Source organism: Paenibacillus sp. G34, from assembly GCF_056856875.1.
Genome location: NZ_CM166469.1, coordinates 1318689 through 1329512 on the forward strand (window position 1 = coordinate 1318689; position 10824 = coordinate 1329512).

General features: G+C 47.6%; 10 protein-coding genes and 1 tRNA gene. 8 read left to right on the forward strand and 3 right to left on the reverse strand.

Features of this window, described 5'->3' with window-relative positions; genetic code table 11:
* Positions 1-62: 62 nt before the first annotated feature.
* The gene (locus tag AC1VYS_RS05785; protein WP_482913404.1) at positions 63-2081 is read right to left on the reverse strand and encodes a S9 family peptidase; all 2019 of its coding nucleotides are present in this window, start codon (positions 2079-2081) and stop codon (positions 63-65) included.
* A 234-nt stretch (positions 2082-2315) separates the two neighbouring features.
* Between AC1VYS_RS05785 and AC1VYS_RS05790 the strand changes: the two genes are divergently transcribed.
* The 5 genes from AC1VYS_RS05790 to AC1VYS_RS05810 all read left to right on the forward strand — a co-directional run bounded on the left by AC1VYS_RS05790 (position 2316) and on the right by AC1VYS_RS05810 (position 5625).
* On the forward strand, positions 2316-2876 hold the full coding sequence (locus AC1VYS_RS05790; RefSeq protein WP_482913405.1) for an STM3941 family protein: 561 nt from the start codon (positions 2316-2318) through the stop codon (positions 2874-2876).
* A gap of 215 nt (positions 2877-3091) precedes the next feature.
* Positions 3092-3487: a GntR family transcriptional regulator gene (locus AC1VYS_RS05795; RefSeq protein WP_482913406.1), complete on the forward strand. Its 396-nt coding sequence runs from the start codon at positions 3092-3094 to the stop codon at positions 3485-3487.
* Positions 3480-4178, forward strand: a complete 699-nt coding sequence (locus AC1VYS_RS05800) for an ABC transporter ATP-binding protein (RefSeq protein WP_482913407.1) — start codon at positions 3480-3482, stop codon at positions 4176-4178. Before AC1VYS_RS05795 ends, AC1VYS_RS05800 begins: the two co-directional genes overlap by 8 nt.
* Complete coding sequence (locus AC1VYS_RS05805; RefSeq protein WP_482913408.1) at positions 4175-4918, forward strand: hypothetical protein; 744 nt, start codon at positions 4175-4177, stop codon at positions 4916-4918. Before AC1VYS_RS05800 ends, AC1VYS_RS05805 begins: the two co-directional genes overlap by 4 nt.
* Positions 4919-5124: 206 nt before the next feature.
* Positions 5125-5625, forward strand: a complete 501-nt coding sequence (locus AC1VYS_RS05810; protein WP_482913409.1) for an LURP-one-related/scramblase family protein — start codon at positions 5125-5127, stop codon at positions 5623-5625.
* A 206-nt stretch (positions 5626-5831) separates the two neighbouring features.
* Here the strand turns inward: AC1VYS_RS05810 and AC1VYS_RS05815 are convergent, their stop codons facing one another.
* Both AC1VYS_RS05815 and AC1VYS_RS05820 read right to left on the reverse strand, forming a co-directional pair.
* Positions 5832-6656 (reverse strand): WYL domain-containing protein, encoded by an 825-nt coding sequence (locus AC1VYS_RS05815; protein ID WP_482913410.1) that lies wholly within the window; start codon positions 6654-6656, stop codon positions 5832-5834.
* Entirely contained in the window at positions 6622-7977 is a 1356-nt protein-coding gene (locus AC1VYS_RS05820; RefSeq protein WP_482913411.1) for a helix-turn-helix transcriptional regulator, read from the reverse strand. The genes AC1VYS_RS05815 and AC1VYS_RS05820 overlap by 35 nt, the downstream gene beginning before the upstream one ends.
* 225 nt (positions 7978-8202) lie before the next feature.
* Between AC1VYS_RS05820 and AC1VYS_RS05825 the strand changes: the two genes are divergently transcribed.
* From AC1VYS_RS05825 to AC1VYS_RS05835, 3 genes are all read left to right on the forward strand, one after another.
* Positions 8203-8302: transfer RNA gene (locus AC1VYS_RS05825), tRNA-Asn, on the forward strand.
* Positions 8303-8455: 153 nt separating this feature from the next.
* The gene (locus AC1VYS_RS05830; protein ID WP_482913412.1) at positions 8456-9949 is read left to right on the forward strand and encodes a TROVE domain-containing protein; all 1494 of its coding nucleotides are present in this window, start codon (positions 8456-8458) and stop codon (positions 9947-9949) included.
* A gap of 28 nt (positions 9950-9977) precedes the next feature.
* Complete coding sequence (locus tag AC1VYS_RS05835) at positions 9978-10772, forward strand: nucleotidyltransferase domain-containing protein (protein ID WP_482913413.1); 795 nt, start codon at positions 9978-9980, stop codon at positions 10770-10772.
* Positions 10773-10824 lie beyond the last annotated feature (52 nt).

Genomic DNA, 10824 nt, shown 5'->3' on the forward strand with positions numbered 1-10824 from the left:
AATAAAGCAAGCCGTTATGCCTGTAATGTTTCGTGATTACAGGCATAACGGCTTTTTGTGTGTTACAGATATTCATTAAACCACCCGACGATATGCTCTAAACGTCGCACCCTCAGGTGAGGATGACCGCCGCGGGATAATTCATGATTGGCCCCCGGGAAACGCACGAGCCGAGTTGTTTGCTTGCGGCGTTTCAGTGCAACATATAATTGCTCGGCTTGCTCAATGGGACAGCGAAGATCCTGTTCGCCATGAAGAATAAGCAGTGGGGTCTGCACATTACCGACATAAGCGAGTGGGGAATGCTTCCACAGTTTTTCTGTATCATCCCAAGCATTACCGCCGATCTGATCTTCCGTAAAGAAATAACCAATATCACTTACCCCGTAGAATGACAGCCAGTTGCAGATGGAGCGCTGAGTGACAGCAGCTTTGAAGCGGTTTGTATGTCCGACGATCCAATTGGTCATGAAACCACCATAACTGCCGCCGGTTACGCCCAGTCTGGATGGATCGATGAAGGCATACTTGGACAAAGCATAATCCACAGACTCCATAAGATCTCGGTAATCCCCTCCGCCGTAATCTTCACGACAGGCATTGACGAATTGCTGCCCATATCCCAGCCCTCCGCGTGGATTGATATACATCACAGCATAGCCCTGAGCGACAAGGAGCTGGAACTCATGCATAAAAGTGAAGCCATACATCATATGTGGGCCACCATGAATCTCAAGAATGGTCGGAACTTTGACACCTTCAACGACGCCATGAGGTTTCATGATCCACCCTTGCAGCTTCAGCCCATCTGAGGAATCAAACCAGAAGGTTTCCGGCGTGCTCAGCCAAATGTCCTGATCCAGTTGCGGGTTACTGCGGGTAAGCCGCACAGATTCGATTTCGGGGTTCCCCGGTTGCTCAAACAGATACAAGTCTCCAGGATTTTGTGTATTGGCAACAGCCGCCACGATCTGGCCCTCTTCCAGCTCCACAAACTGATAGATCTCACACTCATCAGGCAAAATATAATCGGCGTGATTTCCGTCTAATGTAAATCTGGCTATACGCACGCTGCCATGTATCGTTGCAAGACACAGAATGGCAGAGCCGTCCTGTGAATATATGGGGCCTGTTGGCACCAGATGGGACCGCATATCACCAACAAGGCTGTGGCTCATCTGTACATCTAAATCTGCACTCAGGCATTCAAGTGATCCACCCGATATCGGAAGCGTATACAACTTTGCAAGGGTTGCATTGCCATAAGAGTGGTCACTGGCGAGAAAGGCCAGTGATTGCGCGTCAGGTGCATAACTGAGCCGATAAAAGGTATACCCTTCCGGGGTTACTTGTTGTATATCTGAACCGTCAGGACTGGAAGTATACACATGATTAGTTAACGAAAAGTCGCTATGATCTACACCTTTTTCGGGCATTTCGGTAATCCAGGCGATGCGTTTTCCATCGGGTGACCAAGCATAATCCCCAATATCATAGTGTCCTGTTGTTACAGGTATAGCCTCTGCGCTGATCGGCGCGATAACAAAGAGATGAGAGCGTCTGCCATTCCATAATCCGCCACTATCCGATTTCATGCGAATCCGGTCTACGATTACTTCCTGGGGAAGAGAGCTTTCCTTGTTGCTTTCTTGGATAGATTGTACAGAAGCGGTATCTGGTTTTTCGTCGATGTCCACAGAAGACTTCACAAGCAATGTCCCACCATCGGGTGCCCATAAGAAGGAACTCACGCCATGCTTTAGATGACTGATCTGCTGAGCTTCTCCGCCATCCGAAGCGATCAGCCATACCTGAGATTTCCCATCAAATTCGCGTATAAAAGCAAGCTGTGCCCCATCCGGCGACCAAGCCGGGGAATGATCATTCTCTCCAGAAGTGAAGGGCCTGTCCTTCCGACTGTCCAGATGCAGTAGTCTCAGGTGTGAGCGATAACCGTCGTGTTTTTCGTTGGTTTGCCGACTAACGTATACCAGATGTCCGCCTTGGGGAGACGGAACGGGGTCATTAACCCATGTAATCTGAAGCAAATCTTCCGATGTCATGCCGCGTTGTCCGTTCATCACTTATCCTCCTGCTATCATTTAGATTCAGTAATTTCCTAAGCTTTCCATTTATATTAACGGAAAGACAAGTGCAGGACAATAACCTGCCGAGTGCACTTACATTAAGTTTTTTTCATAGGGGCAGAAATGAGCGGTAGGAAATGTTTAGAAATAGCCCGAATGGTTTAATGTACAATGCCATTTCTGTTTTGAACTGCGCATGATCCAGTCACAAGAAGGAGGAGGTAACGTTTGAATACATCTTATGAACAGCATGTGGAATATCCGAGCAGGAAACGAATGGCTTGGCTTACGGCAGGGGCAGCACTTTTTGTGAGTGCCGGATTCTTCCTGATCTTTGACCGATCATCAGGCGCAGGTAGTTCCATCATATCCAGTGTCCTGGGTATCTTATCTGTCCTCTTTTTTGGGATATGCTTGTGCTATATTCTCGTGAAGATGATCCGAAAGGAACCCTCCTTTGTCATCAATGAGCATGGGTTTATCGATTCTTCTTCTTATGCCTCAGGTGGTGCAGTAGGCTGGAAGGATATTGAACATATTTTTATGTATGAATTGATGGGACAAAAAATGATCGGGGTTAAACTTCAGGATGAGAAGGCGTTTCTGGAGCGCCATAACGGGATGAAACGCAAGCTGATGACGGCAAACAGCAATATGGTTGATGCGACGATCAGTATAGCTCAGAGCAGTATTACTTTGCCGATCGACCAACTGTATTTTATGATGATAAATCATTGGCAGCATGGTAAGGACAGCAGAATACATGTTCTGAACCTCAGGAAGTCGTGAAGGAGAGAAGAATTGAAACGGTGAGGTATAGAAGAAAGCTGTTGCCTGAGCCAGAATCAGTCTTTGTTGAATAGCATATAAAGTCCAGAGGGGCAGGTCTTCGAGACCTGTTTTTTTTATTGCGTTCAAATGACATTTGAAAATAGGCTTTACAACACCAAATCACTAGTGTACTATGTAACTAACACACCAACACAGAGAGGAGCGAGAACATCGTGCCTATCGAATTTGATAACAATTTACCGATCTATCTGCAGATCATGCAATACATCAAACGACAGATTGTAACCGGAACCCTCAAGGCAGGGGATAAAATTCCTTCGGTTCGTGAACTGGCTGCCGAATTGCAGATTAATCCGAATACAGTACAGCGTACGTTCCAAGAGCTGGAGCGTGAAGAAGTCGTTGAAACGAAGCGGGGCTTGGGCAGATATGTGACAAGTGAGGAGAGGAAAATCATGATGATCAAAAAAGAAATGGCTGGCGAACTGCTGGATCGTTTCCTAACCGGAATGCAAGAGCTTGGAATTGAAGAGCAGGATATTGTGTCCATCGTGACGGACGCTTTGGCAGAAGGTAGTCATGGGAAAGGGGAACAGACACATGAGTAACATTCTTGAAATCAATCAGGTCAATAAGGTATATGGCAGGAAGCAGGCACTAAATAATGTCTCGCTGAATATTGCTCCTGGACGAATTGTAGGTCTCCTAGGTAGCAATGGAAGCGGAAAGAGCACACTGATGAAACTGGTCGCGGGTTTGCTGCATCCTGCTAGTGGTAGCATTCAGGTTACTGGTAAGCCAATCGGTCTGGAGACAAAATCACTGGTTTCATTCATGCCGGATCGTCCGTTAACCGAGAAGTGGATGAAAGTGCGGGATGCGATCGCGTACTACCGCGATTTTTATGCTGATTTTGATGAAGAAAAGGCACGGGAGATGCTGGAGTTTATGAATCTTGCCGAGGAAGAGCGTGTCAGTCATTTGTCCAAAGGTATGAATGAACGCCTGCAGTTAACACTGGCATTGTCTCGCAAGGCGCGGCTGTATTTGCTCGATGAGCCGATCGGTGGCGTTGACCCGGTAGCCAGAGGCAAAATTTTGGACGCCATTGTTAAATTTTACGATGAAGACAGCAGCTTGATCATTTCCACACATCTGGTGAATGATATTGAACGCATTTTTGATGAAGTGGTCTTTATTCGTGAAGGCAAGGTGTTTATGCATGAGGAAGTCGAGACAATCAGGCTGAAACATGGAAAAAGTGTGGATGAGATGTTTAAGGAGGTCTATGCAGAATGATGACATTGTTGAAGTATGATTTTAGAAGAAGCTGGAACACTCTACTGGCAGGGCTGGTCATCCTGATTATTGTTCAACTGGGACTGATGATATTTATGTCCTCTGGTGTCACTGCAAATGTACTTGGCATGATGGCATATGTAGGAGCAGGGGTGGCCATTTTTATAAAAATGATTAAAACCTATGCGGCTAACATTCGCTCCTACAATCGTCGTCTGATCCCGGTTACAGGTCTGTCGCATGTGTTATCGCCTATCATTTTTGGTGCGCTTTGCGGATTGGGCTTGCTGCTGATTGGTTTTGTCCACGTGTGTCTGTATGCCGCACTGAAACTAAAGCTGAGTTTGTTCGTGTTTTTTGATGTACCGAATATAAGTATTGCTGAAGTCATAAGCACATTGTTATTTACAGGCTGGATTATTTTGTTTATGACGATCCTGATTTTTTTCTCCATCAGTGTAGCAGGAACGTTTCGCTGGAAAACAGGCCCATGGATCGGAATTGTCACGTTCATTGTTCTGATCAACCTGCTTAGCTGGTTGGAAAATGTTATTTTCTCAGGAAAGTTCAGTCCGAATGATCTGTTTCAGTTCACTGAAGAGAGTACAGGCATCTCATTTTCAGCCAATGGTGTCATATGGGCGGATGGACGTTGGGGAACTACGTTGTTTGAAATGGCACTCGCTGCGCTACTCGTATGGGGAATCATTTATATGAACACGAGAAAAGTGGAAGTCTGACCCCTACGTTAGCAAATGAATACAGGCTGGATATAACGGGTGGCAGAGCTGCTCGTTTTTCTTTTTGGTAGAAATGTCCGGATATATGCACCCTATCCCCGTTTGAATACGTAAATTTATGTATAATGATTGCTAATAGGGTAATTAAAAATGAATTCACATGAGGAGCATCCTTAGAAAGGGTAAAACGGGAAGGGGAGAGAGAGATGCAATTGTACTTCAGAGATAACTTTTTCAACGCCGGATATACCGAAATTATGAATGCCGATCAGGAACAAGCAGGACACCTGGATTTGAAAAGTGTATTTGGATCATCACTCGATGTATCGGATGGAAAAGGTCTGGTCTGCAGCGGCAAATTCCGCATGTTGACCAATCGCTGGGACGTGACCGCAGCAGATGGCACACATCTGGGGGTGCTAAGAGCAAGATTCAGCTTTTTTAGCAAAAAGTATGAGTACGATGCGGGCTCACGTGGCATCTACGATGTATCTGCTCCGGCATTTTCGCAAGAATATGATGTGACCGATGGATCGGGCCGCGTTGTAGTAAGCTTCCGCCGAACAAGCGGTTGGTTTAGTTCGGGGGCGTTTGTGCTGGATAATCAGTCAGAGCATCTAGACACCTATGAGTTGGTTGCTGTGGTCATGGGCGTACACGCCATTAACAAAAGACGGAGAGCAGCCAGCAGCAGCAGTGCTACGTAGAGCGGGATGTGTGGGCGTTTAATTTACAACATTACATTCATTTGCAAGGACGAAAATGAGGACCGTTGATCTGTTCCAGTCCATAGGAGTAACGGAACAGGCCAGACGCATCCTGGCAGCATTTCGTCCTTTTGTCTGTGTATAGGGTACTCCATCAGATAAGATGCGATCGAGCAGTAGCGATAGTTCTGAAGCGACTTTCTATGCTAATCGCCTTGCGCAGCCGGTTTATGGTCCGGTTGTTTAGATTCAGACTGCGCGTAACGCGCCAGCACCTTGGCGGCAGTCTCGGACATTCGCTCCTGTAGGGCCGAATGATGGATGATGCGAACACGTTTGCCGAGAAAACGCATTTTGGACAACACATAATCGATCTCGTTTCGTGGAACCGTCAGCAGAATCCGATACACATGGTTAGCTTCGTTATATTCAACCTCTCTTTCAAAGCAGGAGAAGGCATACAGTATACGGGATAATTCCGCATTGAACTCAGGCAGCACCTCGATGGTGATCGTCGTTTTACGTTTCTCTGTGATCAGGGCGATGCTTGCTTTGTATCGCGATGCGGCCTCCGGTTGAATGGATCTGGCCTCCAGCTTGGTGATGCTATGCAGCTTGGTGGACATTAATCTGGCAAAGTGCGGGGCATACCAGAGCACATACCATTCCTTTTTGACCATGGAATATTCCAGCTTATACGGGAACCCGAACTGCTCCTGGCTTGTGCGTCCGCTACGGATACGACCTGTCATTTGAAACCCCTCACCGTTCAGAATCATCTGCCGTAACGGCCTCAGTAGGGGATGAGAGACACGGTTCTCCTCACTTTTGGCTTTTTCCGTCAGGTAATCTTGCAGATTCAAGTGCTTTTCCCCATCCAGCATATGGTTTAGTTTGGTCAACGTTGGCGGGCTTAGCGCTTCTTGTGCAGCCGGATGTTCCATCATCATACGGAGCCAGGCTCGTTCCTGCGAAGTCCAGGTGAACAGTCCGGTTTCATTCAGTCTCGTCATGATCTGGTAGTTGAACATCTTCTCGAACAGGTTCATAATACGCCGCAATCTCCTTCCATTCCTCAATCATTTCCTCACGCAACTTGCGCGGAGCCAGAATCTCGCAGCTTGAGCCAAAACTGCGTAGCCAAGGTTTAATTTCCGTTGTACCGTTTACCTTGATTTCATACAGAAAGCTATGATCCGTTTCGGGTGTAATGGTCCCCCATTGTCCTTGCAGCCGGACGCGATCCAGAATAAAGTTGCGCTGACCGTCTCCCGGGTGGAAAAAGCGTGCTTGCACCGTCACGGTGCGGCCTGTATCGACAAGCCAGCTGTACTGGCTGATGTCAGCCCATTCTTTTTTCAATGCAAGCATATGCTCTTCTTCAATAGGCTGAAGCTCCTCCAGCTGGGTGATGCCCTCCATCCGAAACTTCACGAATCTTCGACGGCTCTGATAACCAATGACATACCAGCGGCCGTACTGATGATCATAAACGACTTCAATCGGGATGATCCGATTGGAGCTTCCGCCAGCTTCGCGTTCAAACTTTGGATTCGTATTTTGCGAGCTATAGCTGGATGGTTTCTTCGGTGAAAAATACTGAAATTGCACTCGTCTGCGTTGCCGAATTGCTCCAAGCAAGGTATACAGATGGGCTTCATCCAGAATACGTGAATAATAATGATATTTATAGATATATGGCTCGGTTGCTTCTTCTTGCGGATAACTTGCTGTAATCACCTTTTTTAAACTATCCCTCAATAAATATCCCTGCACCGATGGAACCTGTGTGTTCGCCATCATATCAACGAAGTCGTATAACTCCAGTTGCTCTTCTGGTGTAAGCTGCGTCAGCACATCCTGCTGCAAGGCGTATCGATAGGGGCGTCCTCCGGGTTCTTTGCGAATGACACCGACTTCCTCCAGATACTTCAAGTCCGAACGGATCGTTTTCTCATCTGGTAGCGCGAGTTCCTCCGGCAGGTCGGCGCAGCAGGCATCGAGCAATTCCATCGCGGTCAGCGAGGCGTCTTGTAGGGTATGTAAAATGACGGACAAGCGCTCCACTTCGGTTTCTTTCATGGATTTGGCGCGAAAAAGGAAGAGCAGGAGCGGCTCGGCCGACTCGCCGTACTGGAAACGAACAAGGTCGTTGATCTCTGAACCGGCCTCGCTGTCTGTTCGCTGGTCAGCCAGACTCTGACGAATATCTCGCAGCTTGCGCTGTGTTTTATCAAAGGTATGTACAGAGATGCCAAGCCGTTTGGCATACTGCTGACGATTATATGCGCCGCTGGTCAGAGACAGCATACGCAGGAACTGAATTTCTTTGTCAAAGCTTTCTTTAGCCATCTGACTCACTCCCGATTGGACTATATATTTCTCATTGTATCAAGATAAACGCCTTCTTTCATAACAAAGTTGCTCGGATCCGTTCAAAGTCACGTCGATTCAGACCTAGGTACTGCAATCAATTGGCTTCAAGTTACTGCAACTCACTCTAATTCACGCCAAGTCGCCATACTTTCACCATGTTCGTGGTTGAAGGTTTCATTGCATAATAAGGATGTGAAGCGGGGCAGTGAATTAGCTCGGCTGATCTGATTTCCGAGGCGCCTGGGAGGGTTACTTCGACTGTTAATCGACCAGGTCGTTGGTTCGAATCCAATCGCCGCCGGTTATGGCGGTGTAGCTCAGCGGTAGAGCAGGTAAAACCTTCCCCCTTTTTCCTCGGAAACCTTCTATAAGAAACGAAGAAACGTTGACCAACAACGTTAGATGTTCCACATAGATGAAGCAGAGCATTTTACTCGTAGGGAGGTAATGTGTGATGAGTAGAGCCAAATCATTATTTAATACACCTCAATCTATAGTACATAATCATGATGGCTATGCAGCTTATGAGCGATTGGTCGAGGAACAATATATTCAGATGCTGACGACCAATACGATGAACAATACGTTTTATGCAGATGAACAACAGCTGATGCAAGAAGCGGGGAGCAGCCATCAGGAGATGGCTGAACTGGACGCAGGTTTCATGGCGAAGGCTTTGGTATATGCTCGGAATGAAGGGTTCATGCGGTTACAGCCCTTATACGGACTCGCGATATTGTCTAAAATTAATCCAGAGCAGTTCACACAGGTTTTCTCTCATGTGGTGAAGACACCAGCGGATCTGGCCGATTTTCTGACGATCCTCAGAGGAAGCGGGCGGGGAGAGGGAGGACGTGCAGTGAAGCGTCAAGTCAATCAGTTCCTGAACGAAATCAGCGAATACTGGGCGATCAAATATAATGGACGTGGGCGTGGGTACAGTCTAGGTGATATGATTGCCACTGCACATCCCAAGCCGAAGGATGAGAAGCAACAAGCCTTATTCCGTTATTTGCGGGGGCATGAGACCAGTCTGGTGGACCTTCCGCAACTACAGGCACTGGAGAAACTGAAAACGACACGTAACCCAGCCAGTCAGCTTCATCAGATTGAAAAAGGGAAACTACCTTATTCGGTCGTGACCTCGATCCTTCAGCCGACGCGTCCGATTTGGGAAGCCTTAATGCTCCAGATGCCGATGTTTGCGCTCCTGCGTCATTTAAATGCGATGGATCGTGCCGGTGTTTTTGCCAAAAAGAAAAATATCGCTTACGTCACACGTCGTCTGACGGATGCAGAGGCACTGCGTCAATCGCGGATATTGCCTTTTCGCTTCGTCAAAGCTTATGAGATGGTTGAGCGGGCAGAACTGAGGGAAGCGTTGCAGCAGGCCGTGGAGCTATCCGTGTACAATCTGCCACGGTTGCCGGGAAGAACGGCTATTTTCCTCGATCGCTCAGGCTCCATGCAGGGAGACTACTTACGTATCGGTTCCGTGCTCGCACTGGCGCTGTACAAACAAACCGAGGGCAATTCACTGTTCTGGTTATTCGATCAACAAGTCGAAGATGCCCGCCCCAAGCTGGATGAGGGTATTCTTGCTCAGGCAGATCGAATTCGTGCACAAGGTGGAACCGATACAGGAAGACCTGTACGAGAGCTACGAGAGTCCAAAGAGATGGTAGATCGCATCATTATGATTACAGATGAACAGCAGAATGAGGGGAGCTCGTTTTATGCCGAGTTAGAACGGTACCGACGTCTTATGAATTCGGGGCTACAGGCATTCATTGTAGATATTACCCCTTATCGGCAGGCAATGGTTCCGCCGCGGGATGGTCAAACCTTTTACATCTATGGCTGGAGTGAAGCCGTACTGACATATATTGCAGAGACAGCAACAGGGTATGAGACGATTGCGGGGCGTGTAAGGAAATTTCAATTTTAAGTGAAAGCAGCGAAGGAGGGGAACAGGGATGAGCAATGTAGACCAGGCGATGAGAGATACTATCGCCAAGCAGCTTGCACAGATTGAGCAGGAGGAACAAGTTCGCATTATCTATGCCTGTGAGTCAGGCAGCCGGGCGTGGGGATTTCCTTCGCAGGACAGTGACTACGATGTGCGTTTTATTTATGTCAGACCCTTGGCGTGGTATCTGTCGATTGAAGATCAGCGGGATGTGATTGAACGTCCGATCAGCGACCAACTGGATATTAACGGATGGGATATACGCAAAGCATTGAAGCTGTTTCGCAAGTCCAATCCGCCGCTACTCGAGTGGTTACAGTCCCCGATTCAATATGATGAGCAATATAGCGTAGCTGAACAGATTCGGAGCCTGTCACCGCTGACGTTTTCACCGAAATCATGTATGTATCACTACCTGAACATGGCCAAAGGCAATTTCCGTGATTACTTGCAGGGCGAACAAGTGAAAATCAAAAAATACTTTTATGTGTTGCGCCCGTTGCTGGCCTGTGGCTGGATCGAACGTTATGAAACCATGCCGCCGATGGCTTTTGACGAACTCGTTGAGACCTTGGTACCAGCGGGCACGCCCCTGTATACCGAGATTCATGAGCTGCTACGCCGAAAAAAAGCCGGAGACGAACTGGATATGGAGCCGCAGCTTCCGGCTATACAAGCCTACATTACGGACCAGATTGCCCATGTGGAGCAGGTTGCTGTTGGGATCGAAGGACATGTAAATGTGGAAATTGAGGCGTTAAACCGGATTTTTCAAGCAGCTGTGCAGGAAGTCTGGCAATGAACGAAGCACGGGATAACCTTTATCAAAGGATATCGATCAATGAGAGGAGGAG

Excerpts from the sequence above, each read along its gene's own strand:
- AC1VYS_RS05830 (WP_482913412.1), top strand. The coding sequence starts at position 8,456 with ATGAGTAGAGCCAAATCATTATTTAATACACCTCAATCTATAGTACAT.
- AC1VYS_RS05800 (WP_482913407.1), top strand. The coding sequence starts at position 3,480 with ATGAGTAACATTCTTGAAATCAATCAGGTCAATAAGGTATATGGCAGG.
- AC1VYS_RS05810 (WP_482913409.1), top strand. The coding sequence starts at position 5,125 with ATGCAATTGTACTTCAGAGATAACTTTTTCAACGCCGGATATACCGAA.
- AC1VYS_RS05820 (WP_482913411.1), bottom strand. The coding sequence starts at position 7,977 with ATGGCTAAAGAAAGCTTTGACAAAGAAATTCAGTTCCTGCGTATGCTG.
- AC1VYS_RS05835 (WP_482913413.1), top strand. The coding sequence starts at position 9,978 with ATGAGCAATGTAGACCAGGCGATGAGAGATACTATCGCCAAGCAGCTT.
- AC1VYS_RS05785 (WP_482913404.1), bottom strand. The coding sequence starts at position 2,081 with ATGAACGGACAACGCGGCATGACATCGGAAGATTTGCTTCAGATTACA.
- AC1VYS_RS05815 (WP_482913410.1), bottom strand. The coding sequence starts at position 6,656 with ATGTTCAACTACCAGATCATGACGAGACTGAATGAAACCGGACTGTTC.
- AC1VYS_RS05805 (WP_482913408.1), top strand. The coding sequence starts at position 4,175 with ATGATGACATTGTTGAAGTATGATTTTAGAAGAAGCTGGAACACTCTA.